This window comes from Prosthecobacter vanneervenii, assembly GCF_014203095.1.
GTDB classification, from domain to species: domain Bacteria; phylum Verrucomicrobiota; class Verrucomicrobiia; order Verrucomicrobiales; family Verrucomicrobiaceae; genus Prosthecobacter; species Prosthecobacter vanneervenii.
Window position 1 is genome coordinate 173,593 of record NZ_JACHIG010000008.1, and the last position, 25,089, is coordinate 198,681.

21 protein-coding genes are annotated in these 25,089 nt (G+C 60.9%); 3 read left to right on the plus strand and 18 right to left on the minus strand.

Translation table 11 applies throughout. The annotated features are described in order from the left end of the window. Window positions 1-89 precede the first annotated feature (89 nt). Window positions 90-992 (plus strand): diacylglycerol/lipid kinase family protein, encoded by a 903-nt coding sequence (locus HNQ65_RS18095; RefSeq protein ID WP_184341536.1) that lies wholly within the window; start codon window positions 90-92, stop codon window positions 990-992. On the opposite strand, the gene HNQ65_RS18100 is transcribed toward HNQ65_RS18095, so the two are convergent. The 5 genes from HNQ65_RS18100 to trpD all read right to left on the minus strand — a co-directional run bounded on the left by HNQ65_RS18100 (window position 874) and on the right by trpD (window position 5,686). Then, a complete protein-coding gene (locus HNQ65_RS18100; protein WP_184341538.1) occupies window positions 874-1,869 on the minus strand; it encodes a pseudouridine synthase in 996 nt (331 codons plus the stop codon). The genes HNQ65_RS18095 and HNQ65_RS18100 overlap by 119 nt on opposite strands. 10 nt (window positions 1,870-1,879) lie before the next feature. Continuing rightward, a complete protein-coding gene (locus tag HNQ65_RS18105; RefSeq protein ID WP_184341540.1) occupies window positions 1,880-2,032 on the minus strand; it encodes a small basic protein in 153 nt (50 codons plus the stop codon). 88 nt (window positions 2,033-2,120) lie between these two features. Further along, window positions 2,121-3,590, minus strand: a complete 1,470-nt coding sequence (gene gatB, locus HNQ65_RS18110) for an Asp-tRNA(Asn)/Glu-tRNA(Gln) amidotransferase subunit GatB (RefSeq protein ID WP_184341542.1) — start codon at window positions 3,588-3,590, stop codon at window positions 2,121-2,123. A 100-nt stretch (window positions 3,591-3,690) separates the two neighbouring features. Then, entirely contained in the window at window positions 3,691-4,581 is an 891-nt protein-coding gene (locus HNQ65_RS18115; RefSeq protein WP_184341544.1) for a hypothetical protein, read from the minus strand. Between the two features lie 67 nt (window positions 4,582-4,648). Next, window positions 4,649-5,686 (minus strand): anthranilate phosphoribosyltransferase, encoded by a 1,038-nt coding sequence (gene trpD, locus HNQ65_RS18120; protein WP_184341546.1) that lies wholly within the window; start codon window positions 5,684-5,686, stop codon window positions 4,649-4,651. Between the two features lie 9 nt (window positions 5,687-5,695). On the opposite strand from trpD, the gene HNQ65_RS18125 reads away from it, so the two are divergent. Both HNQ65_RS18125 and HNQ65_RS18130 read left to right on the plus strand, forming a co-directional pair. Further along, entirely contained in the window at window positions 5,696-6,604 is a 909-nt protein-coding gene (locus tag HNQ65_RS18125; protein WP_184341548.1) for a hypothetical protein, read from the plus strand. Continuing rightward, window positions 6,576-8,309: an Hsp70 family protein gene (locus HNQ65_RS18130; RefSeq protein WP_221306213.1), complete on the plus strand. Its 1,734-nt coding sequence runs from the start codon at window positions 6,576-6,578 to the stop codon at window positions 8,307-8,309. Before HNQ65_RS18125 ends, HNQ65_RS18130 begins: the two co-directional genes overlap by 29 nt. 5 nt (window positions 8,310-8,314) lie before the next feature. On the opposite strand, the gene HNQ65_RS18135 is transcribed toward HNQ65_RS18130, so the two are convergent. The 13 genes from HNQ65_RS18135 to rsmH form a co-directional block, all read right to left on the minus strand. Further along, entirely contained in the window at window positions 8,315-9,286 is a 972-nt protein-coding gene (locus HNQ65_RS18135) for a hypothetical protein (RefSeq protein WP_184341551.1), read from the minus strand. A 214-nt stretch (window positions 9,287-9,500) separates the two neighbouring features. Further along, window positions 9,501-11,105, minus strand: a complete 1,605-nt coding sequence (gene nadB, locus HNQ65_RS18140; RefSeq protein WP_184341553.1) for an L-aspartate oxidase — start codon at window positions 11,103-11,105, stop codon at window positions 9,501-9,503. Window positions 11,106-11,153: 48 nt separating this feature from the next. Then, window positions 11,154-12,272 (minus strand): aldo/keto reductase, encoded by a 1,119-nt coding sequence (locus HNQ65_RS18145; RefSeq protein WP_184341555.1) that lies wholly within the window; start codon window positions 12,270-12,272, stop codon window positions 11,154-11,156. Between the two features lie 116 nt (window positions 12,273-12,388). Further along, entirely contained in the window at window positions 12,389-13,504 is a 1,116-nt protein-coding gene (gene murG, locus HNQ65_RS18150; RefSeq protein ID WP_184341557.1) for an undecaprenyldiphospho-muramoylpentapeptide beta-N-acetylglucosaminyltransferase, read from the minus strand. A gap of 14 nt (window positions 13,505-13,518) precedes the next feature. Further along, window positions 13,519-14,679 carry an FtsW/RodA/SpoVE family cell cycle protein gene (locus HNQ65_RS18155; RefSeq protein WP_184341559.1) on the minus strand — a complete coding sequence of 387 codons (1,161 nt, stop codon included), beginning with the start codon at window positions 14,677-14,679 and terminating at the stop codon, window positions 13,519-13,521. A 24-nt stretch (window positions 14,680-14,703) separates the two neighbouring features. After that, window positions 14,704-15,870, minus strand: a complete 1,167-nt coding sequence (locus HNQ65_RS18160) for a LysM peptidoglycan-binding domain-containing protein (protein WP_184341561.1) — start codon at window positions 15,868-15,870, stop codon at window positions 14,704-14,706. Between the two features lie 50 nt (window positions 15,871-15,920). Continuing rightward, complete coding sequence (gene murD, locus HNQ65_RS18165) at window positions 15,921-17,225, minus strand: UDP-N-acetylmuramoyl-L-alanine--D-glutamate ligase (RefSeq protein ID WP_184341563.1); 1,305 nt, start codon at window positions 17,223-17,225, stop codon at window positions 15,921-15,923. A gap of 5 nt (window positions 17,226-17,230) precedes the next feature. After that, on the minus strand, window positions 17,231-18,376 hold the full coding sequence (gene mraY / locus HNQ65_RS18170; protein WP_184341565.1) for a phospho-N-acetylmuramoyl-pentapeptide-transferase: 1,146 nt from the start codon (window positions 18,374-18,376) through the stop codon (window positions 17,231-17,233). After that, the gene (locus tag HNQ65_RS18175) at window positions 18,373-19,731 is read right to left on the minus strand and encodes a UDP-N-acetylmuramoyl-tripeptide--D-alanyl-D-alanine ligase (RefSeq protein WP_184341567.1); all 1,359 of its coding nucleotides are present in this window, start codon (window positions 19,729-19,731) and stop codon (window positions 18,373-18,375) included. The genes mraY and HNQ65_RS18175 overlap by 4 nt, the downstream gene beginning before the upstream one ends. After that, window positions 19,728-21,305: a UDP-N-acetylmuramoyl-L-alanyl-D-glutamate--2,6-diaminopimelate ligase gene (locus HNQ65_RS18180; RefSeq protein WP_184341569.1), complete on the minus strand. Its 1,578-nt coding sequence runs from the start codon at window positions 21,303-21,305 to the stop codon at window positions 19,728-19,730. Before HNQ65_RS18180 ends, HNQ65_RS18175 begins: the two co-directional genes overlap by 4 nt. Beyond that, window positions 21,302-23,104, minus strand: coding sequence for a peptidoglycan D,D-transpeptidase FtsI family protein (locus HNQ65_RS18185; RefSeq protein WP_184341571.1), 1,803 nt, complete (start codon window positions 23,102-23,104; stop codon window positions 21,302-21,304). The genes HNQ65_RS18180 and HNQ65_RS18185 overlap by 4 nt, the downstream gene beginning before the upstream one ends. A gap of 59 nt (window positions 23,105-23,163) precedes the next feature. Continuing rightward, on the minus strand, window positions 23,164-23,553 hold the full coding sequence (locus HNQ65_RS18190) for a hypothetical protein (protein WP_184341573.1): 390 nt from the start codon (window positions 23,551-23,553) through the stop codon (window positions 23,164-23,166). After that, a complete protein-coding gene (rsmH, locus tag HNQ65_RS18195) occupies window positions 23,550-24,545 on the minus strand; it encodes a 16S rRNA (cytosine(1402)-N(4))-methyltransferase RsmH (protein ID WP_408004806.1) in 996 nt (331 codons plus the stop codon). Before rsmH ends, HNQ65_RS18190 begins: the two co-directional genes overlap by 4 nt. Between the last annotated feature and the right edge of the window lie 544 nt (window positions 24,546-25,089).

The window sequence follows — 25,089 nt, forward strand, 5'->3', positions numbered from 1 at the left end:
CGGAGCCGCATGCAGAGGGGCAACCCTAATTTGTGAAAAGTTTCACAAGCGGACGGGCATGAGGCTTTGCGAAGTCGGCGTAACGTGGCATGAATGCGCCCTTCATGCCCATACCGGTCATTCTGAACCCCGCCGCCCGCAGCACGAAGGCCGCCGCCGTCGAACATGCCCTGCGCAGGCTTTCCCCCGAACCTGAGCTGCACCTGACGAAAGGTCCGGCGGATGCGACGGCGATCGCTGAATCCCTGGCGGAAAATCATGAGCTGGTGGTGGCTGCCGGAGGCGATGGCACGATGAACGAGGTGCTGCAGGGCATCTGCCGGGCCAATGCCCGCCGCAAACCCGGCGAAAAGCACACGGCGCTGGGAGTACTGCCGCTAGGGACGATGAATGTCTTTTCCGTGGAGCTGAAGCTGCCGGGCCGGGACATCGAGGGCTGCTGGCGGGAGATCACGAGCGGCCAGCGCCGCGAAGTGGACCTGTGGATGGCGAATGACATGTACTTTGCCCAGCTGGCGGGTGTGGGGCTGGATGCGCAGATCGTGCAGGAGACGTCCTGGGAGGCAAAAAAGAAATTTGGCCCGCTGAGCTATGTGATGAGCGCGGTGAACGTGCTGATGCGGACGCCGCCGACGCTGAGCGTTCACATCGACGGCAAGGCCCCGCTGCTGGGCACGGTGGTGCTGGTGGGCAATGGCAGGCACTATGGCGGCCCCTTCCCGCTCTTCCGCGACGCGTCAAACACCGACGGGCTGATGGACCTGCTGATCTTTCGCGGGCTGGGAGGGATGGAATTCATCCAACTGCTGCGCGGCATGCTGCTGGATGGCTACCGGGAGTGCGAGTATCTGGACTACATCCAGACGCGCGAGTTTACCGTGACGACGGACCACGCCGAGGCCCCCGTGGAGCTGGACGGCGAGCTGGCGGACCTGAACGCCCCCGTGGTCTTTCGCCCTGCCCCGTTTCACCTGAGCGTGAGCGTGGGCTGAAAGTTTTGGACTTGGGCTTGAAACGGGAGGGTTTTTCCTCGGCAGAGAAGCGTCCGGGAGGGCCGCTTTTCTTTTTGGCACGCTGTTCGCGAGGTGCTGATTCACGACCACGGCTGGCAGGACGGCGGGGGGCTTCATCGTCCCCTTCATCACCAGCGGGTTTTCGCTCCAAGCGGGGCTTGGCGGCCTCTTGTTTGAAAAAGCGCTCCACTTCCGTGGGCGTGAGCTCTTTGTAGGAGCCTTTGGCGAGACCGTGCAGTTTGAGCCAGCCGATGCGGACGCGGACGAGGCGCTCGACCTCGTAACCGAGGTAATAGAGCATCATGCGAATCTGGCGCTTGAGGCCCATCTTGAGGACGATGTGCGCGCGGTATTCGGTGTCCATCCAGGCGCGCTCGGCACGGGCAAAGCCCTCTTCGGTCATCATGCCTTTGACCAGCTTGGCCATGACATCCACGTTCAGCGGCTGGTCCACGACCACCTCGTATTCCTTTTCGGCACCCTGGCTGGGGTGGATGATCCGATGAGAGAGATCTCCGCGATTGGTGAGGAGAATGAGACCTTCGCTTTCTTTGTCCAGACGCCCAACGTGGTGGAGGTTCTGATACTTCAGCGGCAGCAGGTCGTAAATGGTCATGCGCTCGTGTTTGTCTCCACGAGAGCAGAGGTAGCCTTTTGGCTTGTTCAAAACGAGCACGACGGGAGTTTCCGTCCGCACGGGTGAGCCATCGACGACGACTTTGTCTTCGGGCTGCACCTGGGTGGCGAGCTCGGTCACAATGTGCCCGTTGATGGACACACGACCGCCGAGGATGATTTCCTCCGCCCCACGTCGTGAGGCGACGCCACACTGGCTCAGATATCGGTTAAGACGCACGAGCTAAGCCTTATTCCGGCTTGGTCTTCGGCAGGTTAAGCGGCAGACGGCCGTCTTTCCACTGACCACGGGACTTGAGGAGCTTGATGCGCTCACCACGCTTCAGGACACTGCGCTTGGTGCCGACGGAGCCGGAGGACTTGAGGCTGCTATGCTGGGACATGATTCTAAAAGGGGCTGGGTGTTCTGAAAAGGGGCGGAGAGAGTAGCACCCGCCGGGGAGGGTGCAAGGGGTTTTACGCTCCAGGGACTCAGCCGAGCACCTTCTTGCGGACGATCTCGGTGACCATTTTGGGATTGGCCTTGCCCTGGCTGGCTTTCATGGCCTGGCCGGTGAACCAGTTCATGGCCTTTTCGTTGCCGCCTTTGACTTCGGCGACTTTGTCGGGGTTGGCGGCTAGGATCTGCTCGACGATGGCCTCCAGAGCGCCGGTGTCGCTGACCTGCTCGAAGCCCTTGGCCTTGATGATCTCGGCGGCGGGTTTGCCGGACTCGAACATTTCGGCAAAGACCTCCTTGGCCTGGTTGTTGGAGATGCTGCCGGCCTCCACCGTGGCAACGAGGGCGCTGAGCGCGTCCGGCTTGACCGGGCATTCGGTGATGGTGAGGGAGCGCTCATTGAGCACGCCGAGGAGATCATTGATGACCCAGTTGGCGATCTTCTTGGCGGGCACCTTGGTGTCTGCGGCCACGGCGGCCTCATACCAGGAGGCGAGCTCTTTTTCGCTGGAGAGCACGCCGGCATCGTAGGCGCTGCAGCCGTAGTCTTTCTCGAAGCGCGCGCGCTTTTCATGCGGCAGCTCAGGGACCTGGGATTTGACCTTGGCGACGAGGTCTGCGGTGCGCACAGGGAGGAGGTCGGGGTCGGGGAAATAGCGGTAGTCGTGCGCGTCTTCCTTGCTGCGCATGAGGGTGGTCTCGCCGCGATCATCGTCCCAGCGGCGGGTGCTCTGGACGAGTTTCTCGGGATTACGGCCTTCGAGAACATCGATCTGGCGCTCGGTCTCGGCCTTGATGGCGCGACGGACGGCGGACATGGAATTGATGTTTTTGAGCTCGATCTTCACGCCGAGCTCCTTCTGGCCCTCGGGGCGCACGGAGATGTTCACGTCGCAGCGGAGGTTGCCCTTTTCCATGTCGGCGTCGCTGACGCCGCCGTAGATGAGGATCTGGCGCAGGCTGGTGATGTAGGCAAAGGCCTCCTCGGCGCTGTCGATGTCGGGCTCGCTGACGATCTCCATCAGCGGGGTGCCAGCACGATTGAAGTCGAGGGCGGAGAATTTGTCGTAGTGGGTGGACTTGCCGACGTCTTCCTCCAAGTGGATGCGGGTGAGCTTCACGACCTTGCCAGGATTGGCGATGCTCTTTTGTGCGTCCTTGGGGTAGGCCAGATCATACAGCGGCACACCACCGCCGAGGCAGAGCGGGAAGGGCATCTGCGTGATCTGGTAGTTCTTGGGCATGTCCGGGTAGAAGTAGTTTTTGCGGTCCCAGTTCACCACGGGCGGCGTGGTGCAGCCGAGCATGAGACCGGTGAGGATGGTCTTCTCGATGGCGTCCTGGTTCAGCACCGGCAGGGCACCCGGCAGGCCCAGGCAAGTGGGGCAGGTGTGGGTGTTTGGCTCCGCCCCATACTCCACCGGACAAGCGCAGAACATCTTGCTGCGCGTGGTGAGCTGCGCGTGAACTTCAAGGCCGATGGTGACGATGTACTTGGGCATGCGGGAACGAGATGGGAAAATGAATGACCGGGGATGAAAGCGAGAGCCAAGGCCGGGGCAACGCGGCGTTGGTGGTTTTTTCGGGCATGCCGCAATGCCTTCAATACATGCGCACCGGCTGAGGAGGCGGGGGCTGCTGATAAACCACGGAGTCCATGGCGGTTTCCAGGGACATGTCGCTGAGGATGGGCTGGAGGTCGGGGTGATTGGCGACGTCTGAGATCTTGCGCATCTGCATGAGTCCGGCGAAGTCTTTGTTCTCGATGGCTTTGCGCACGTCCTGGTCGTAGCCCAGATTGACGATGAGAGGGTGATTCAGGGCATTGGCGACTTTGGCATTCTGTGCGGCCAGGCGCTGCCACATGGTGCCTTCAGGCCAGAGGATGAGGAGACGGGCCAGATTGGCCGTGGGCTTGATGTTGTAGGGGTCGAGCTTTTTGGCCAGACCGCCGATGACGCTGTTGTCGATCTTCTGGCTGAGGGTGTAGAAAATAGACTTGGCCTGGCTTTCGATGGCGCCGCCTTTTTTGACGATCTCGGAGGCGTTCTCCATTCCGTAGAGGCTGCCCACCACACGCAGCACCATGCTGCCGAGCCACAGCAGACCGCCGGAGGGAATGAAGCTGACGATGAGCCCCTTCCAGCCGGTGAGCCCGCCGAGCATGCGCATGATGCCAAAGGCCGCCAGGAAGTACTTACCCACTTTGCAGACCCCGAACATCAGGATGGCCGCCACGCCGGACATGACGATCAGCCGGTTGGTGGTCATGTGCATGCCAGCGGCACCGAAAATCTGGACGCGATGCATGAAAACATACCACGCCGCCCAGGCACACGCAGCGAGCGTCAGCACGTTGATGATCTGCGCCACCACGCCCTTGGCAAAGGCCATGCCCGCCGCGAATGCGATGAACCCCACGATGGCGATGGTGGCCCACATGCTGTGAGGCACCTTCTGGGCGTATTGGAGCACTTCGCTGGGATGAGGCATGCGCGAGAGAGACAGGTATTAAAGACATCTTAACATCTTTCCCCCGCCTGTCTCGCGTGAAATGACCTCAGATCAGGTCCTGCATGGCCCGGAGGCGGGCATGGGCTGCGCCGCGAGTGAGGAGCTCCTCGGCCAGATCACGGCCAGCGGCGAGATCAGGGGCCTTGCCGGTGATGACAAAACCTGCGGCCGCATTGAGCACGGCGATGTCGCGCTTGGGGCCCTTGATGGTTCCTGCGAGAACGCCTTCGAGGATGCGGGCGTTTTCCATGGCATCTCCCCCTACGAGGTCCTGCAGCGTGGCCTTGCCGAAGCCGAGCGCCTTGGGGTCGATCTGGGTTTCGCTGAGCGCGCCGCCTGCGAGCTGGCAGACATCGTTCAGCCCGAGGGTGGAGAGCTCGTCCATGCCCTGGCCGTCTGCGGCAGTGCCATGCACGACCCAGGCCCCCTTGCGGCCGAGCTGCACCAGGATCTCGCCGAAGGCACGGGTGAGCTTGGGATCAAACACGCCGATGAGCTGGTAGTCCGGGCGGCCAGGGTTAAGCAACGGCCCGAGCACATTGAAGATGGAGCGCTGACCCTCTGCCGCGAGCATCTTGCGGGCCTCGGCCACGGCCTTGAAGGTGGGATGGTAGAGCGGTGCGAAGAAGAAGCCGAGCCCGGTTTTCTCCAAGCCAGCGACCACTTTTTCCCTGGGGAGATCGATCTTGATGCCCAGTGCCTCGAGCACGTCGGCACCGCCAGCTTTGGAGGTGATGCCGCGGTTGCCATGTTTGGTCACACAGACACCCCCGGCAGCCAGGATGAACATGGCGGTGGTGGACACGTTGAAGAGATGGAGCTGATCGCCGCCTGTGCCGACGACATCGAGCATGGGGCCGGGGAGCTTGGAGCGATCGATGCCGGGATCGACAGCGAGCTTGAGGAACTGCTGCACGAACAGGGCGATCTCAGCCGGGGTCTCGCCTTTTTTTGCCAATGAGCGCAGGAAACCGGCCTTGGCCGCGGCGGTGATCTCGGGATCCACCAGCAGGGATGCCGCCTCGGCGATCTGGGCGCTGCTGAGATGGGTTCCGGCGGTGAGTAAGGCAATCAAGGTCTCCATCCGCGAAGTTTGGCCGAGGCAGTGGTTTTTGGCAATCACTTGAGTGATTGCGATCTGCAACGATTTAGCCTAAACTCCCCTCATGAGCAGTCGCGATCCAGCCTTGAAGACATGCCTCAATCCCCCGCCGCAGCAAGCCTCCACGCAGAAAACCTCCTCATCGCAGAAGCAATCGAAGTCTGTCGAGGAGTTGCGAGCGATGATCGAGCGGAATCTGGGGCGCAAGCTGATCCGGATTCCCAGCGGCGTCGAGAGATAGCCGCATTGGAAAAGTGGGCCTCGCAAAAAGGACTTTTCGTTGACTCCCTCGTTCCTGATGAAGTGGATGATTCGCGCACACGCGAGCATCACATCTTCTTTCATCCGTCCGACCCTTCCCGCATTTACAAAATCACCAAAGGTTCCGGCTGGGGCATCTTCCCCGCTTCGCTCGCCAGCACCCGTCACAAGCCTGTGCGATACTGGTTTGAAGACCGCCCCGCCACCCCCTTGGAATACTTTGAGCGGCTGCTTCTTTCAAACACCCACCTGATGCACGAGTTAAACCGGAATGACTATCCGGCCCTAAACCGACTTGACGGTTTTGTTTACAGTCACGGCCGACTTCAAGCTGTCACCTCTCAGCCGATCTTTGATGGCTCCCCGGCCACGCCATCTGTGATGGCTTCCTGGTTCATCAACCGCGGCTTCCGTTTCATCCGCTCCTGGGCTTGGTTTCGCCCGGTGGATGGACTAGCGGTCTTCGATGCGTACATGGACAACGTGATGGACATCGGAAACGAACTCGTTCCCTTTGACGTCATCACCATCCTCGCGAAAGGCCCGTTGCTGGACTCTTTGCATGCCGCAGTGGACCGGCTCGACTCTCAATCCCACCCTGAAGCCACTCTTGAGCACCCCACCCATCCTCGGCATTGATCTCGGCACCACCAACTCCCTCGTGGGTGTGGTGGACAGCGGCTTTCCCATTCTGCTGGCTGATGAACACGGTAGTCGCAGCACTCCCAGCGCCGTGTGTGTGGCAGCGGACGGCAGCGTCTCGGTGGGCGCGGTGGCGCTACGGCAGCGGGCGCTGCACCCCACCCGAACGATCACCTCGGTGAAGCGTCTGATTGGCAGACGGCCCGGTGAGGCTGGATGGGCGCCGCCTTATTCTCTGAGCGAACTGCAGACCTCTCCGGTGGAGGTGTCTGCGGAGATTTTGAAACACCTCAAGGAGGTGGCCGAGAGGGCGCTGGAGCAGAGTGTTTCACAGGCAGTGATCACCGTGCCGGCTTATTTCAATGACGCGCAGCGCAACGCCACGAAGCGCGCCGGGGAACTGGCGGGACTGGAGGTGCTGCGAATCCTGAGCGAGCCGACTGCCGCTGCGCTGGCCTACGGGCTGGACAAGCTGGCGGAGCATCAAAAGATCGCCGTGTATGACCTGGGCGGCGGCACGTTTGACATCTCGGTGCTGGAGATGCGCGAGGGTACCTTTCAGGTGCTCTCCACTGCCGGAGACACGCAGCTAGGCGGTGATGACCTGGACCGACTGCTGGCAGGATACATCGCACAGAAGCTGGGACTCTCCCCCGATGACATCCGAGTCGTCGAAGCAGCGGAGGCTGTGAAGAAGCGGCTGTCGGCTGAAGACACGGCGGCCTACAACGGGCTGGAGATCACACGTGGCGAGCTGGACAAGATCGCGCGACCGTGGATCGAGCGCACACGCATTCACTGCCTGCGCGCACTGAGCGATGCCGGGGTGAAACCGGAGGAGCTGGATGAGGTGATCCTGGTGGGTGGCAGCACACGCATGCCGCTGGTGCGCACCTATGTGCGCGAGATTTTTGGGCGTGAACCGAACACCTCGCAGAATCCGGACGAGGCCATCGCGCTGGGGGCGACGATTCAGGCGGGCATTTTGGGCGGCAGCCTGCGGCAGGTGCTGCTGCTGGATGTGACGCCGCTTTCCCTCGGTATCGAAACGTTTGGCGGGCTGATGAACATCATCATTCCACGAAATACGACGATTCCGGCCAAGGCGGGCGAGATGTTTACCAATGCGGTGGCCAACCAGGACAGCATGCTGATCCGCATCCTGCAAGGCGAGCGTGAACTGGCGAAGGACAACTGGGAGCTAGGGCGCATCGAGGTTCCCTTCCCTGCCGGCCCCAAGGGCAGCGCGCGTGTGGGGGTGCAGTTCAGCATCGACGCGGACGGCATTCTGCATGTGCTGGCGCGTGACACCGCCACGAACCAGGACACGACACTGGAGATCCGCGGCACGGCGGTGGATGTGGCGGACGAGCGGGTGGAGCAGATGATCGCCGAGAGTGTGGACTTTGCCTTTGAGGACATGAACGAACGCATCTGGACCGAGGCGAAGCTCAAGGCTGAGGAACTGCTGCCCGCCGTGGATGCCGCGCTGGAGCAACTGGGAGATGCGATCAGCGACGAAGACAAAGCCGCCGTGGTCAGCCAAGCAGCCGCAGTGCGTGCTCTGCTGAATGCGGCAGAGCATGATGCGAAGGCCCTTAAAACCGCCACACAAGCGCTGGATGATGCCACGCAGTCCCTGGCGGTGATGCTGATCGACCGTGCGATGGAGGAATCGCTGGCCCGTCGCGGGCTGGTTTAACCCTGTTAGCGGACGGCTCCGCTGCCATTCTGCTGGAAGTAGGCGTCTCGCATGCGACGAAGCTCCTCCAGACGTGACGAGATTTCCGAATGCTCCCGGGCTTTTTCAGCCTTTTGCTGGGTCACAAAGTGGTTGTTGCTGCCCAGGCTGCGCCAGGGGCCTGCCGGGACTTCGCTCACGTCCACGAAGCGCCAGTCGCAACGGCCGCTGCTGGACATGCCGAGGTAGTCGCGCACGGCAGGGGAGATGTCGATCCCAGCTCCCCGATTGCTGGTGTTCTTGGGACGAGAGTTGCCGAAAACGTATTCGTGGTCGTCGGTGACGAAGGGGCCGCAGTCCTCCCACTGGGCGTAGCAAACGCGGTTGCCATAACGGATGGCGATCCACTGGCCTTTGAGCACCGTTTTGCCAGAGCGGACGAAGCGCTGCTTGAACCAAGGGATGACCCGGGAGGCCTCCGGCTTGTGGGAATCAAAATCGATCACGTCATTGTAAGGCAGCGCCACATAGAACGGGTTCTGCTTGGGCGTGAAACCAACCGGGGTGAAGTTTTCCGTGCGCTTGGCGGGATCGGGATCGTCATAGCCGCCGTAGTTCTGCGTCCATTGAGTATCCCAGGAGCTTTTGTCGTTGGGAGTAGGGTTATTTTCCGTGGGCTCTTCCCCGATCCAAAATACTGTGGCTACGATGTCCACCTTCCACGGGTAACGGGCGTAGCCCAGATGTGGCATGGCGGAGGAATTGAAGCTGGGCACCGCAACGCTGGGAGTGCGGGGCGGGGTGGACTGCACGGTGGCTTTTGGCGCAGCAGGCGCCACTGGCTTCGGCTTAGCAGCCGCGGCGGCAGGTCCATCCTTTTTCAATGCCGCGGCGGCACCCGTTGCAGAAACGGTCGAGGCACCCTGCCCATAAGCCGACAGTGCCGCCGCGAAAGACGCGACGACGACGAAGGAACTGATTTTTCGTTCAGCTGGCATTGGGGTGGGAACCGATTTTAAGAATTGTAGCAGCTTAGCATGACCAACTGCAATCTGCAATTCGCCATGCAAGGGGCGGGCTGTCACACTCGGCAAAGGGGTCTTTTTGCCGCGAGAAACACTGCCCTCTATGATCCGACAAGCGATGGGTGCGGCTGTTCAAAGCCCCTGAAAAGAGGTGAGCCCCACCAAACTCATATCATTGACGTTCAGATCAATAACGACGAATCGTGGTATCCTGAGGCGTCCGACTGTCATCCGTCTGAGGATAGTCCAGCGTGTAGTGCAGCCCACGGCTCTCGTGGCGGCGGATGGCGCATTCCACGATGAGGGAGGCTGTCTCGACGAGATTGCGCAATTCCAGGATTTCGCTGGTGACGCGGTTGTTCCAGTAGAACTCCTGCACCTCGCGCTTGAGATTGCGAAGGCGGGCTGCAGCGCGCTGAAGGCGCTTGTTGGTGCGAACAATCGAGACGTAGTCCCACATGAGGCGGCGGATTTCATCCCAGTTGTGGTAGATGACCACCAGCTCGTCATTTTCCACCACGCCGCTGGTTTCCCAAGGGCGGAGCTCGTAGCTCTGCTCGGCCACCTTGCCGAGCGGAATCTTTTTCATGAGGTGAGCCACGGCACGCTGTGCGGTGACGCAGCACTCGAGCAGCGAATTGCTGGCCAGGCGATTAGCTCCATGAAGACCCGTGCAGCCAACCTCGCCGACTGCGCAGAGGCCACGGATGCTGGTGGCTCCATTCACATCTGTGAGCACACCCCCGCACTGATAATGCGCGGCAGGCACGACAGGGATGGGCTCTTTGGTGATGTCGATGCCGACATCCAGGCAGGCCTTTTGGATATTGGGGAAATGGCTGGCAATGAAGTCAGCGGGCTTGTGGCTGATGTCGAGATAGACGCAGGGACCGCCGGTGCGCTTGATCTCGTGGTCGATGGCACGGGCGACGATATCTCGCGGAGCCAGGGAGCCACGCGGGTCATAGCGGTGCATGAACTCCTGCCCGTCTTTGCCAATGAGGCGCGCGCCTTCACCGCGCAGCGCCTCGCTGATAAGGAAGGAGCGCTTCTGGGGGTGGTAAAGGCAGGTGGGATGGAACTGGATGAATTCCATGTCCGAGATGGTGGCGCCAGCCCGCCAGGCCATGGCAACGCCGTCCCCCGTGGCAACGCGGGGATTGGTGGTGTACAAATACACGCGGCCGCAGCCACCGGTGGCGAGAATGACCCGATCTGAACGGAAGGTGTGCACCTCCCCGGTGGTCTCATCCAACACATAAAGTCCCAGCACGCGGTCTTCGGACACCAGGCCAAGCTTGGCCGTGGTCAGAAGATCGATGGCGTAGTGGTTCTCGTAGATGGTGATGTTCGGGTGCGTGCGCACGGTGGCGAGCAGCTTTTCCGTGATCTCCCGACCGGTGGCATCCGCAGCATGCAATACACGACGGGCCGTGTGGCCTCCCTCCCGAGTCAGGTCAAACTCCAGATGGCCATTGACCGCTTCCCGCTGATCGAAGTGCACGCCCCATTTGACGAGATCGGCAATGCGTGCCGGGCCCTCGCTCACAATCGTGCGCACGGCGTCCTCTTTGCACAGGCCAGCGCCTGCGATGAGGGTGTCGCTGACGTGTTTTTCGACGGAGTCGTTCTCCGAGGTCACACAGGCGATGCCGCCCTGGGCCCAGTTGGAATTGGAGTCCAGCACGCCGCGCTTGGTGATCATGACCACCCGGCCATGCTCGGAGGCATGCAGCGCTGCGACCAGACCGCCTGCGCCGGTTCCTACGATGATAAAGTCTGCCTCGATCATGAATGATTGGTGACTCTTTCGTCGCGGAACCGCCAACATGCAAATGGCCTACCAGCTTGTACCCAAACTCCAGCGCGTGGCGAGGGTGAGGAGATCTGGGCGCATGGGCCACTCATCGGCACGGGGTTCCTGGCCTTCGTGACGTTGGCTGGCCCCCTTGAGGGCCATGCAGCCGGTATTGTCCCCGATCTGGCGGATGGTTTCGATCTCTTCCGTGGAAAGACACTGCGCAGGCAGAGCGGCGAGTTCGTCGAGCTTGCTCTCGATAGAGCGGGCTCCTTCGCCGTGCTCCTGGATAAGGGTGGGCACCACGCTTTTCACGGCCGTGTTGCCGAGAGTCCAAAGGCAGGCCAGCTGAAGCATGGTGAGGCCGTGTTTCAGGGCGATCGGGCGCACTTTTTCGAGTTTTTCGACGCCGTGCTCGATCCAGTCACCCGGACGATGCGTGCGGTGGTCGCCATCGCGGAACTTATGCCCAGGCTTCACATCATCATGGAACAGGCCGCCGTAATCGACCACGCGGGCCAGGATGTCGACGTTGTTCTTGGCCGCAGCGCCGAGGACGTGCTGGCCCGGCCAAGGCTCGAAGGGGTTAAGGATGATCATGGCCCAGTCCATCCGATCACCGAAGCGCTCAAAGCACTCGATCATGTCGAGGGTGAAGCCGTTGGCAGGTCCAGGGGCGATGCCGAGGCGATCGGTGAGACCGTCGGTTTTGAGAGCGGTGAAGGCGTCCCATACTTTGTCGCTGGTGTAGCTGATGCTGTCCGGGTTGTGCAGCATGAGGAGGTCAAACTTGGAGGTCTGGCAGCGCTCCAGGCTCTTCTCCGTAGCCATCTTGAGGTAGTCGTAGTACTTGTCCGGGCCGCGCAGGGAGGGATCGGTGAAGCGGGGGTAGCCGCGGGAGCCCTGGCGGATGCCTTCATAGATGTCATGCCCCACGATGCCCACGAGGCAGTATTCCTCGCGGGGGATGCCTTTGAGAGCCTCGCCGAGAAGAGCATCTGCGCGCCCCACACCGTACACATCTGCAGTGACGAAGGTGCGCACACCCTTGGCGAAAGAATCGCGCATGAGCTGCATGTAATGCTCCTCGGAGAGCTGCTCTCCATAGTGCATGAAACGTCCGCCGCTCCAGGTGCCGTAGGCTGTTCGTGTGAGGTTCATAAAGGGGTCAGGTTGGGATTTTGAGGGGAAGATACATAACGAGCGAGGCCCGTGTTTCAAACAGGGATCACGCCCGGCAGCGGGATGGCGCAGGATTTGGCAAAATCGGCAAAGAATCAGCCCTGGACCGTTTTGACCAGCAGGTCGGCGATTTTTTCGGCGGAGTTTTTGACCGCGAGCTTCTGCGCCGCCTTTTTCATTTCGCCAGCTTTGCGTGTGTCATTGAAGACGCTGCGAACTGCATCGGCCAGGGTGTCGGCGTTGAGGTCGCTTTCGCCCATGAGCATGGCGGCGCCTGCCTTGTCAAAGATCTCCGCATTGCGGGTCTGGTGATCTTCGGCCGCGTAGGGATAGGGAACCAAGAGGCTGGGAACACCGAAGTAGGCCAGCTCTGACATGGAGGATGCGCCGGAACGTGCGATGGCGAGGTCCGCCACGCGGTAAGCCAGATCCATGCGATGGCAGAAGGCAGCCACGTGCTGCTTGAGCAGGGGGTGTTTGGCATAGACGTCCCGCACCTCCTCGTAGTCGGTGGGGCCGGCGATGTGCAGGACCTGGATGCCCATTTTTTCAAACTCCTCGAGCGCCATGCCGACAGCCCGGTTCACGCCACGTGCGCCCTGACTGCCGCCCATGATGAGGAGAGTGCGCTTATCCTTGTCGAGCTTGAAGAAGGCATGCGGATCGTCGCTGTTCTGCTTGCGCATGCTGCTGCGGATCGGGGTGCCGACGACGCGCACGTCCCCGTGCTTGGGGAAGTGGTTTTTGCAGGCATCAAGGCCACAGAGAACGATGTCGCTGAAGCGGGCATTGAGGCGGTTGGCTTTTCCGGGGATGGCGTTGCTTTCGTGGATGAGGGTGCTGCAGCCTTCTTTGCGACCAGCATACAACGGAGCAAAGGAGGTGAAGCCGCCCATGCCGAGCACCACGTCCACCTGATGGTCGCGAATGATCTTGCGGCAGGCCTTGGTGCCCTGCCAGAGTCCTTTGAGGAAGCCGAACATTTTGGGCGACCACGGCTTGGGCATGGCCAGAAAGGGCATCTTCTCAAACCGAAGCTCCGGGTGCCCCGAAGCAGCCAGGGTGTCGATCTTCTTCTCACTGATAAGGAGGGTCACATCGTGACCACGTGAGGCGAGAACCTCACCGACGGCAATCCCGGGGAACAAATGCCCTCCGGTGCCACCGCACGCGATAAGGGCGTGGATGGACTTCGAATTTTTCTGTTTCACTCAGATTCAAAAGGCTAAAGCTGTGGAGTCCAGCGGCGCTTTCTGCGGATCACGGGAAGCTGATCCCAGGTCAGATGCACGCCCTGGCGATGGATGTTGATCAGGATGCCAACCGCGACCATCGCGGCGACCAGGCTGGACCCTCCGTAACTTACGAAGGGCAGTGGCAATCCCTTGTTTGGCAGCAAAGCAGTGGTCACGCCCATGTTCAAGAGCGCTTCCATGCCTAATAAAAAAGTAAGTCCGGCACCTAAAAGCTTGCCAAAACGGTTCGGCGCGTACGCAGAAACGACCATCCCGGCCATGACCAGCACGGCAAAAGCCAGAACCACCGCCGCCGTGCCACGCAGGCCCAACTCCTCTCCAACCATGGGAAAAATGAAGTCGGTGTGAGCTTCAGGAAGGTAGGAGAGCTTCATGCGCCCCTCCCCCAGGCCGCGGCCTTCCAGACCGCCGGAGCCGAAGGCCAGCTTGGACACCCACTGCTGGAGGCCGAGGTCCTCCCGGTGTTTTTCGAGGTCGAATGTGACCATGATGCGCTCAAAGCGGTTGGGCAGAAACTTGATCCCAGCCACGAGACCGCCGCCGCAGAGCAGCACGATGATGGCCAGGTAGCGCATTTTGGAACCTGCCACAAACATGACCCCCAGCCCTACAGCGGAGGCGAGCAAGGCGCTGCCGAGGTCGAACTCGCAGCCAATCAGGGCCACGACGCCGAGCAGCATGAAGCCGGGCAGCAGAAACCCACGCAAGAAGGTGCGCGTGAGCGTCTGGTGTGTGCCATACCAGCCTGCCAGCGCGATGATCAGTGCGATCTTGGCAAACTCTGAAGGCTGAACACGGAACCCACCCACGCCCAACGCCTGCAGGCCGATCCAGCGGCGGGAACCGTTGATCTTTACTCCAATCATAGGCACGTAGCACAGCGCCAACAGCACGGAAGCCACGATGAGGATGTGCCAGCGCCAGCGCAGCAAGACATTGTAGTCCACCACGGCCATGATCACACATGCCAGACTGGCCACAGCCAGCCAGCCAAGCTGGCGCCAGAGAGTCACGTAGTCCTCACTGCCCTCCTGAGCGACTTCGAAAGTCGTGCTCGCCAGCATGGTGATGCCGAGCGCGATCAGCGACAGCACTGCGAGCATGAAGAGGAGGATGGAGTACTTGGCCATGCAGCCTACGGCGGTGAAGACTGATTATTTTGCAGGGATGACCAGCTTCATGCCATCGCGCATGGAGTTGGGATTTTTGATGTTGTTGGCCTTCTGAATGGCGGCCACGGAGACACCATACTTGGAGGCGAGGCGGTAGAGCGTTTCTCCGGATTTCAACGTGTGGGTGCGGGAAGACGAGGACTTGGCAGCCGTCTTTGGAGGAGCATCAGAGGAGGTCTTTTTAGAGGTCTCCGCTTTTTTGGTGGCTGGGGGGGCCTCGGCGATTTTCTTCAGCATCTGTGTCGGCGGCGGCACCGGGGTGGGCTTTGCCAGCGGCTTGACCTCGGCTTTAGCCGTCTGCTTAGTCTCCTCGCGTGGCTTGGTGGTGTCGGCCTTGGGTGCATTTTCTTCCAAAAGGGAGACAGCGCGTGGATTGGAAGGACGCGGAAGGGCAGCGACCTGAGCAGCCGGGACCGGAGCTGTGGCAGGAGCATCTGCTGCGGCCACCAGCGAGGTGGTGACGGGCGGGGCTTCAAGCGGAGTCAGCGGGGAGATGGGTGCCATGGTGGCGGCGGACAGGCTGGCAGGGGCATCGGCGGGCTTGACTGCCTCGCTGGGCACCTTGGCGGTGGCCGGCGGCTGGTCACGCGTGACTGGGATGGCCTTGGGAGCATCGTCCTTGGCCGCCACAGGCCTGAGCGTTTTGGGATCCACGGGAATGGCGCTGGGCACAGCCTGCTTGGGCACGCGCAAGGTCGTGCCGGGACCAATCTGCAGGCCTTTGTCGATCATGTTCAAGCGGGTGATCTCCGCCTCAGTGGTGCCGAACTTGGCCGCGATGGATTTGATCGAATCGCCCGAGTGCATCTCGTAGTTGTCATACTGCTCCGTATCCGCCACGGCGCGGGCCTGGGCGCTGACGACTTCAGGCGCAGTCACCGGCAGTCCGCTGCTGGAGTTCAGCGCACGTGCAGCCTGAGTGACTGTCTGCTGGGGCTTGTCATCGCTGCCCAGGAAATCATAGATGATGATGCCGCCAATGAGGACCACATGGATGAGCAGCATGACGACAAACATGCGTGCCATGCCGGAGTTGGGCTCGTGCTGGTTCCATTCGCCTTCTTCGGTCACGAGCGCCACGCGGTGGCGGTGCCGCTCACCGTCCATCAGGTTCAGGAGCAGCTTGGCTTCTTTAGGCTTGGGTTTCATCTTCATAACACCTATGGGTCAGGGATTGTCGGGATTGCGTGTATTAAAATTCAATTCAAAGCGGCAACGGCTTCACGGAAGACCTCGCCGCGCTGGGCGTAGCCGGTGTACATGTCGAAGGACGAAGTACCCGGACTAAGGATGATGGCATCTCCAGGCTGAGAGAGCGCGGTGGCCTGCTGCACGGCATCAGCCATGTCTGTGGCGCACTGGCAGGGCAGAAGGTCACCAAATGTCTGTTTCAACTGCTGAGCAATCTCGCCAATGAGCACCATGGCGCGCACCTGCCCGTTGAGTTCGGAACGCAGGGGGGAATAATCGAGTTCCTTGTCCTTGCCGCCGGCGATGAGCACAATCGGACGCTCCTGGGAGCGCAGACAGGCCTCCAGTGCGTGGAGATTGGTGGCCTTGGAGTCATTGATGTACTCGCGGTCATGGAGAGTGCGAACCAGTTCGCAGCGGTGGCGCGGCGGCTCGTAGCTCTCCATCGCCTTGAGCATGTCAGCAAACTGCAGGCCGTAAACGCGGCCGGTCATGAGGGCGGCAAGCACGTTTTCCATGTTGTGCTTTCCACGAAGCTTCAGCCCTCTGGCGCTGCCGATCTTTTCGCCATGGTGATAAAAAGCGCCATCGCGGTAGGTGTAATCCGCCTCCGCACCATAGGCGGAGAAAGTCCAGCGCTGGGCTGCACCTGACGATACGCTTTCCCCGGCACGGACGATGGCGATATCGTCTGCCGTGACGTTTTCAAAGATGCGGGCCTTGGCCTTGTAGTAGGACTCCATGTCCGGATAGCGGTCCAGATGATCCGGGGCGAAGTTCAGCCACAGGCTGGCGCGAGCACGGAAGTCGCGGATGGTTTCCAACTGGAAGCTGCTGATCTCTAGGGCGAGCACGTCGTAGTGAACCCCGCTGGCGACGACTTCGCTGAGGGACATGCCGTGATTGCCACAGGGCACAGACTTCATGCCGCAGCCGTTGAAGAGCGTAGCGATGAGCTCGGTGCAAGTGCTCTTGCCATTGGTGCCGGTGATGGCGGCCAGCGCCATGTCGGTAAGCTGGAAGGCAAACTCCGTCTCTCCTACCAGCGGCACACCGGCATCGGTGAACTTCTTTGGCAACGGCCAGTGCTCATCGAGACCGGGGCTGATGATGACCTTGTCAAAGTCGCCGAGCTTGACGACCAGATCGCGCGCAGGCTGGCCGAGCACGCAACGGAAGTCCTCGACCTGCTTTGCCTTGTCTCCTTCATCAAAGATCGTCACCTCAGCGCCATGCAGGCGTGCAAGACGCGCGGCACCGAGGCCGCTGCGACCAGCGCCGAGAATGGCGAAATGTTGTGAGGCGAAACGCATGAGAATTAACGAAGCTTGAGCGTGGCAAGGCCGAGCATGGCGAAGAACAGGGAGAGCACCCAGAAGCGGACGATGACCTGGTTCTCATGCCAGCCACCGAGCTCAAAGTGATGATGGATCGGAGCCATGCGGAAGATGCGCTTGCCGCGCTTCTTGAAGCTCCAGACCTGCAGGATGACGCTCATGGCCTCCATGACGAAGACGCCGCCAACGAGAGCGAGAACGATCTCCTGTTTACAGCCGATGGCCAGCGAGGCAATGCAGCCGCCAAGCGCGAGGGAGCCAGTGTCTCCCATGAACATCTTGGCAGGATGCGCATTGAACCAAAGGAAGCCGAGGCAGGCGCCGGCCATGGCCATGGCCACGATGGGCAGTTCATTAGCCAGGCTGTTGTGTGCCACGCCGAGGTAGTCGGAGTATTTGGCATTGCCGCAGACATAACCAAACGCAGCATAGGCCAGTGAGGTGGTGATGGAGCAGCCGGTGGCCAGGCCGTCGAGACCATCGGTTAGGTTCACTGCATTGGAAGAACCCACAATGATGAGGGCAAACAGACCCACAGCAAAGAGGTGCATGTCCGTGATCACCGCATCTTTCACAAACGGGATGTACAGAGCGCGGAGGGTGATGCCGTTTTCTCCAGGAACAGCATAAGCGAAAAGAAGACCGGCCACGATGGCCACCGAGGTCTGCCAGACGAGCTTGGTGCGGGCACTGACGCCTTTGGAGTTCTTCTTGCTGATCTTGAGATAGTCATCTCGAAAGCCCAAGGCACCGAGACCGATGGTGGTGAAGAGGACGGTCCACACCATGATATTGTCCCATTTGGCCCAGAGCAGCGTGGAAAGGACGATGGCAGAGAGGATGAGGATGCCGCCCATGGTGGGGGTGCCAGCTTTTTTACCATGGAGTTCGTGCAGCTTGTGCACCTCCTCCGCCGTACGGATGGGCTGGCCGATCTTGAGGGAGATGAGTTTGCGGATCAGGCGATCGCCATACATGAGGGAGAGCGCAAAGGCTGTGAGCGCAGCGCCGCCAGCACGGAAGGTGTGATACTTGAAGAGGTTGAGAATCTTGTACAGAGCAGCGTCATCGCTGATCCATTGATGAGCGATGAGCCATTCCCTGAATTCGTAAAGCCAGTACATCATGAGGCGGAAAAATGCGTGAGGACTTGTTCCATGCGGGCGGAGCGGCTGCCTTTGAGCAGCACCACATCCCCGGTGCGCAGCCACTGGCGCAGATGAGCAGCACAGGTGGCGTGATCGGGGAAGTGTTCGGACGGGACGTTTTTCGAAGCCTCGGTGATCCAGGCGGCCTCGCTGCCGCCGACACTGAAAACGGCGTCCAGTTTGAGAGATGCTGCGAACTCGCCCACCCGGCGGTGCTCGGCTTCAGCGATGGGGCCCAGCTCTCCCATGCGGCCTAGCACGGCCACGCGGCGGCCCTCTCCGAGCGTGCTTAGAGTGCGCAGACCAGCGATCATGCTGTCGGGATTGGCGTTGTAAGAGTCATCGATGAACTGGATGCCATGGACCACCTTGGGCTCGACGCGCCCGCCGGTCAGTTTGACTTGATTCAATGCCTCGGCGACTTCCGCAGGCGCGATGCCCTGACGCCAGCCCATGCAAGCTGCCAAAGCGGCATTTCCCACCATGTGCTCTCCGAGAATAGGGAGGCGTGTTTCGAGCTTCTCACCGCTGAAATCGAGGGTGAAGGTGGTGCCTGTGGCATCGGCGCGCAGATTGGAGGCGCTGACATCTCCGCGACCGACACCGGCCATCGACACGCTGGCCTGGCAGTGGCGGGAGATGACCTCGCTGTACTTGTCGTTGGCGTTCAGAACCACCACACCACCCGCGCGAACGCTGGCTGCGAGAGTGCCTTTCTCCCAGGCGATGGCGTCCTGTGTGCCGAGATGCTCGATGTGAGCCATGCCAACATTGGTGATGATGCCGGCATCCGGGCGCGCGATGTCGGTGAGCACCTTGATCTCTCCAGCATGGTTCATACCCATCTCGGCCACGCAGCACTGGTCTCCTTCACGCAGCGAAAGCAGGGTGAGCGGCAGACCGATGTGGTTGTTTAGATTTCCCAGCGTGGCGCGGGTCTGGCATTTGCGCGCCATAACGGCGGCTGTGAGATCCTTGGTGGAGGTCTTGCCGTTGCTGCCAGTCAGGCCGATGATCAGAGCACCGTGGTGCTGACGATAACCTGCGGCCATCTTCTGCAAAGCCAGGAGGGTGTCTCCCACCTCGATGACGGCACAAGGCAGCGCCCCCCAGGCAGGATTGATTTTGCTGACGACCACTGCAGCCGCTCCTGAAGCAGCCACCTGCGGGATGAAATCATGCGCATCGAACCTGTCTCCCACCAGCGCCACAAAGACCTCGCCAGCGGTGATCTTGCGGGAGTCGGTGTTTACGCTGGTGACCAGACACGCACCATCCCCTCGCAGCGTGCCTGCTGCGAAACCGGCAAGTGTCTGGAGTGGAACCGGGATCATCGGTCAAATCGATCGGGGCGGTCTGGGCGATCAGGACGGTTGAAGCCTCCGCGCATGGCTTCACGTTCGGCGGCTTTCTCCTCGCGCTCGGCTGCACGTTCGGCCTTGAGCTGGTGGAGATATTGACGGGCAACCTTGCGGTCATCAAAGGGATGCTTCTTGCCCTGAATGTCCTGATAGTCCTCGTGCCCCTTGCCGGCAATGAGGACGATGTCCCCTTCCCGGGCATGCTGCAGAGCGGTCTGGATGGCCTCACGACGGTCCACGATGACTGCGTGCTTCTGCGGACGGGCAAAGCCGGCCTTGGTGTCGTTCAAAATCTGCACCGGATCTTCGGTGCGTGGATTGTCGGAGGTGAGTACGCAGATGTCGCTGCCAGCCTCGGCGGCGGCGGCCATTTTGGGGCGCTTGCCACGATCGCGGTCTCCACCGCAACCAAACACAGTGATGAGGCGGCTAGGGCGCAGCGCACGTGCGGTGCGCACGGCGTTTTCGATGCCGTCCGGGGTATGTGCGTAGTCTACAAAGACCTGGAAGCGGGTGTTTTCAGACACGCGCTCCATGCGCCCAGGCACCTGCGGTGCGTTTTGCAGGTGCTTGATAGCCTCGCGGAGGTTCAATCCCACGCCCTGAGCGGCGGCAAGTGCGCCGAGCGCGTTATACACATTGAAGTCGCCGATCAATGGCAAGCGCACCAGGAAGCTGCGGCCTTTGGCCTCCAGCTCAAAGGTGGTGCCGGTGAGATCGTAACGCACATTGACGGCACGGTAGTCACAACCCACGCCGAAGCCGAAGCGGACCACACGCCCGGTGTGCTCAAAGCGCTGGATGAGCTTGCGCCCCCAGGCGTCGTCCGCATTGATCACCAGCGTGGAACGAGAGGAGGATTCTGCCGTGATCTGGAAGAGACGCACCTTGGCCTCGAAGTACTTCTCCATCGTTCCATGGTAGTCCAGGTGGTCCTGGGTCAGATTGGTGAAGATGGCGGCGGCAAACGGAAGACCGAATACGCGGTCCTGGTCCAGCGCGTGGGAGGACACCTCCATGGCGCAGGCGCGACAGCCATTGTCACGCATGCTGCCCAGCAGGCCCTGGATTTCGAGAGACTCGGGCGTGGTGTGGGTGGCAGGCACGTGCTCTCCCCCACCCAGATCATAAAACACGGTGCCCAGCAGACCGCTGCGCATCTGTGCGGCATTGAAGAGGTGATGAAGCAGGAAGGCCGTGGTGGTCTTGCCATTTGTGCCCGTGACGCCAGCAATGGTCAGCGCCTTGGCAGGGTGGCCATTGAGCGCGGCGGCGGCCTGAGCCAGGGCGATGCGGGAATGGCGCACGTGCACCCAGGGGACGGTGCAGTCTTCGGCCGGTGCCTGCTCCGAGATGATAGCGGCGGCACCGAGCTCGATGGCCTTGCCAATGTAGGCGTGGCCATCGGCATGCGTGCCACGGATGGCCACGAAGGCGATGCCGGGACCAACATTACGAGAGTCGTAGGCAAGCCCTGTAATTTCCGTGTCCAAGCTGCCGGAGACGGCGGGCTTGTCGAGATGGGGGATGAAGTCGCGCAGCTTCATTGTGCGCCTCCTTTCACCGCCACCTTCACAGGGCGTTCGTTGCGGATGGCCAGATGGTCGAGAGTCTCGCGCACAACCTCAGCGAAAATCGGAGCCGCCACGCGACCGCCACGGATCATGGCGGCGCTTTCGGCCTTGGGATCGTCCAGCATGACGAGGCAGACGAGCTTGGGGTTGTCGATGGGGGCCATGCCCACAAAGGAGGTCAGGTAGGAACCGTCAATATAGCGCCTCTTTTCAGGATCATAGCGGCGGGTGGTGCCGGTCTTGCCACCGACGCGGACATCGGGCAGAGCGGCTCGCTTGCCGGTGCCTTCGAGCACGACTCCTTCGAGGAAGTCGCGCAGGGTAGCGGCGGTCTTGGCGGTGCAGACCTGCCAGACCGGACTGGGCTCGAGAACTTCGGCTTCTCCGTTGGGTTTGACAATGCGGTCAATAAGCCGCGGCTTCATAAGCACGCCCCCGTTGGCAATGGCGCCGTAGGCCATGCACATTTGCAGGGGGGTGACTGAGACTTCGTATCCAATAGGCATGCGTGAGTAGGTGGTGTTGCTCCACTTGCCGGTATTGAGGTAGCCGGCTTTCTCGCCGACGAGGCCGATCCCGGTGGGAGCACCGAATCCGAACCTGCTGGCATAGTCCAGCATCATGTCCTGTCCAACACGTTTGCTGATTTTGTACATGCCAATGTTGCTGGAGTGCACGAGCACTCCCTTGACGGTCTGCATGCCGAGGGGCTCGTCGTCGCTGAGCTTCACCTTCCGCACCGGGTCTTCGTAGTGCATGTTGCCGCAGTCGATCATCTCTCCTGCGGTGATCTTGCGGTTGTCCAGCCCGGCCGCCAGGGTAACGACTTTGAAGATGGAGCCGGGTTCGTAGGGCTCGGCAATCACATGGTTGGTCCAGGTGCTGGCCTCGGGGTTGTTGACGTCCCGGTGCGGGCGCGCCGCCATGGCCAGTACGGTGCCGGTGGCAGGCTCGGTGACGACAATAACCGCACGGCGGGCATCGTAGGTCTTCCAGGCGCGCTCGCAGATGGCCTCGACGTTGTCCTGCAACTGCATGTCAATGGTGAGGTGCACATCGCTGCCGTGCTGGGGATCGGTGGCCTGACCACGGTAAGAGGGCAGCTCATGGCCGGATTTGTCGCGCTCGATCAACTGCTCTCCTGGCACGCCGGTGAGCCTGGCATCCATGAGCTTTTCGACGCCCCAGCGGCCTTTGTTGCTGGGGTCGGTGTCTCCCAGCACCAAGGAGAGGCGATCCTGGGCGGGAAAGCGGCGTGCCACGGTGGGGCGCATGTGAATGCCGAAGATGTGCTGGGTCTTGAAGAGATCAGACCACTCCTTGGCGGTCTCCACGTCCACCTGTTTGGCCAGCACGATTTCAGGTTTGTCGGTGGCCAGCTGGGCGCGGATCTCCTTCTCCGTCTGTGGCAGGATGCCATCCAGCACCTTGGCGACGTGGTCATGGTAGGCGTTGATGGTTTCTGCGTCGGTCAACTTCTCGCGCAATTCGAGAGCTTTCACTCCCTGGATGGCAGCCAGATGGTGGCGAACGGTGACGATCTCCCGCAGGTGGGTGCGGTCCGTGTAGAGCTCGCGCACGTCTTCGTCGTGGGCAAGGTATTCACCGCTGAGATCCTTGATAGCGCCACGATGCGCGGGCAGAACGATGTGGCGCTGATACTTTTGAGCCGCCAGAGCGGCCAGGCGCGGAGACTCCTTGATCTGAATGACCGCCAGACGCCAGGTAACGAGAGAAAAGCCCGCCAGCAGCACAAACAGCAGCAGCAGCATGCGGCGACAGACCGGGCGATCCCGGCGGAGCTGGATTTGACTTGGCAGCGGCTGGCTCACTAGTGCTTGGGAATGATTTGGGCGACGGAGGGATCAGGGGCCGGTGCCGGCGCTTCGGCCTTGGGGGGCTCTGCGGGCAGAGGTTTGAGGAAAAGAATGCTCTGCTTGGTCAGCGGACGAAGGAGGGTGCCCACGCTGGTGAGGCGCGGCTGCACGCGATCGCGCGTGAGCATGGTTTCGATGCGGTTATTCAACGCGAGGATTTCGGCATTGAGGAGACGCATCTCGGACTCGACCTTGCGCTGCTCTTCGCCAATGGCCCGCACGCGGTTCTTGCTAACGACGATACCCAGACCGACGAGCGCCAGGGAGGCGACGACGATCAGGATGGCCGTGAGCGTGGAGAGGCCCAGGCTGTTGCGATAGCGGTTGCGCTGACGTGGGTTCATTCGGGCAGACGTTCGGCGACACGCAGCACCGCGCTGCGCGCACGTGGGTTGAGTTCGATCTCCTGCGGCGTGGCCTGCACGGGCTTGCGGGTGATGAGCTTGAGCACGCAGTCGGGGTTTTTGCGTGCCTCCGGCCATTCCGGGCGGTCAATGTAAGGGGCGGAAAGATGCTGCAGCGTTTGTTTGACGATCCGGTCCTCCAGCGAGTGGAAGGAGATCACCGCCAGCCTGCCGCCGGGCTTGAGCCAGCGCGGGGCTGCGGCCAGAAAATCATGCAGTGCGGCTAGCTCGTCATTCACCGCGATGCGCAGTGCCTGAAAGACCAGCGTGGCAGGATGGCGTTTGCCGCGCTTGGGAGAGGCGGAGGCAACGATGTCTGCGAGCTGGAGCGTGGTGCGGATGGGCGCCAGGCTGCGGGCCTTGAGGATGGCGCGCACGATGCGCCGTGCGTTGTTTTCCTCCCCGTATTCAAAGAAAATGCGCACGAGCTCGGCTTCCTCGTATGTGTTTACGATGTCGGCGGCGGTGCGCGGTGACTCGGTGTCCATGCGCAGGTCCAACGGGCCGTCCCTCATAAAAGAGAAGCCGCGTGCGGCATCGTCCAGCTGATGGCTGGACACACCGATGTCCACCAGCATGCCATCAAAACCTGACACTCCAGTCTCCTCAACGATCTGAGGGAAATTGCGGAAGTTGCCACGAAGGGCACAGAACTGAGCGGCAAAGGGTTTCAGGCGCTCTGTGGCATGCCTGAGCGCATTGAGGTCCTGATCCATGGCCACAACGCGTGCCCCATGCTGGAGCAAGGCTTCTGAATGCCCACCACCACCCAGTGTGCCGTCGAAAAAAAGCTTGCCTGGAGCAGGCTGAAGGAGTTCCAGGACCTCGGACAGAAGCACAGGGGCATGGTAGAAAGGAAGATTCCGCACGGTCGATTCAGGCGGAGTTGGTTCGGGGATCTCCCCCCCTCCCCCAGCCCCCTGACGTGTCACCAATGTGCCACGTCCCCAAGGCATGAGGTCATCCATGGCGTCTTTGGCTCCAAACCACGCCCATGCTCCGACCTGAGAAAATCCAATGATTCTGGAAATCTCAGCCAGCATGCTTTGTACCAACGACCTATCCGCATACCCAGTGGGTTCAGGAAGAGGACGCAGCAGCGGAAAACCGATGTGGGAGAGCGCGTTCATGATTTATACGGGTCTACTGAGCTGCCAGACAGGCGAAGTGTGACAGAAAAGCCGCAAACCTAAAATTCTAACTAATCTTTATAATCTAGAGGTCCGTCTGTTGGCAATCGCCTATTTCAGAATTTTCGCCTCTTATAGAATTACTCGAATGCTGTTCATTCGATCAGGCATAGGTTCTAGAGATACCTTCAAAGACAAGCGTCTTGCGCGACTCAGAAAGCCAAACCTGAAAACCAATTTCAGCCGCAAGCCTACCCAGCCCTAGAATCCTGATCCCTCTTAAAACGGCCACACTCCCACTCAGCCTCCTTAATATTTGCGATTCCTCACCCAAGAGGAATCTCGA

Bases quoted from the DNA above. Each gene is read 5' to 3' on its own strand.
- HNQ65_RS18095 (WP_184341536.1), top strand. From the start codon at position 90: ATGAATGCGCCCTTCATGCCCATACCGGTCATTCTGAACCCCGCCGCC.
- HNQ65_RS18105 (WP_184341540.1), bottom strand. From the start codon at position 2,032: ATGTCCCAGCATAGCAGCCTCAAGTCCTCCGGCTCCGTCGGCACCAAG.
- gatB (WP_184341542.1), bottom strand. From the start codon at position 3,590: ATGCCCAAGTACATCGTCACCATCGGCCTTGAAGTTCACGCGCAGCTC.
- HNQ65_RS18115 (WP_184341544.1), bottom strand. From the start codon at position 4,581: ATGCCTCATCCCAGCGAAGTGCTCCAATACGCCCAGAAGGTGCCTCAC.
- trpD (WP_184341546.1), bottom strand. From the start codon at position 5,686: ATGGAGACCTTGATTGCCTTACTCACCGCCGGAACCCATCTCAGCAGC.
- HNQ65_RS18135 (WP_184341551.1), bottom strand. From the start codon at position 9,286: ATGCCAGCTGAACGAAAAATCAGTTCCTTCGTCGTCGTCGCGTCTTTC.
- nadB (WP_184341553.1), bottom strand. From the start codon at position 11,105: ATGATCGAGGCAGACTTTATCATCGTAGGAACCGGCGCAGGCGGTCTG.
- HNQ65_RS18145 (WP_184341555.1), bottom strand. From the start codon at position 12,272: ATGAACCTCACACGAACAGCCTACGGCACCTGGAGCGGCGGACGTTTC.
- HNQ65_RS18155 (WP_184341559.1), bottom strand. From the start codon at position 14,679: ATGGCCAAGTACTCCATCCTCCTCTTCATGCTCGCAGTGCTGTCGCTG.
- HNQ65_RS18160 (WP_184341561.1), bottom strand. From the start codon at position 15,870: ATGAAACCCAAGCCTAAAGAAGCCAAGCTGCTCCTGAACCTGATGGAC.
- murD (WP_184341563.1), bottom strand. From the start codon at position 17,225: ATGCGTTTCGCCTCACAACATTTCGCCATTCTCGGCGCTGGTCGCAGC.
- mraY (WP_184341565.1), bottom strand. From the start codon at position 18,376: ATGATGTACTGGCTTTACGAATTCAGGGAATGGCTCATCGCTCATCAA.
- HNQ65_RS18175 (WP_184341567.1), bottom strand. From the start codon at position 19,731: ATGATCCCGGTTCCACTCCAGACACTTGCCGGTTTCGCAGCAGGCACG.
- HNQ65_RS18180 (WP_184341569.1), bottom strand. From the start codon at position 21,305: ATGAAGCTGCGCGACTTCATCCCCCATCTCGACAAGCCCGCCGTCTCC.
- HNQ65_RS18185 (WP_184341571.1), bottom strand. From the start codon at position 23,104: ATGCTGCTGCTGCTGTTTGTGCTGCTGGCGGGCTTTTCTCTCGTTACC.
- HNQ65_RS18190 (WP_184341573.1), bottom strand. From the start codon at position 23,553: ATGAACCCACGTCAGCGCAACCGCTATCGCAACAGCCTGGGCCTCTCC.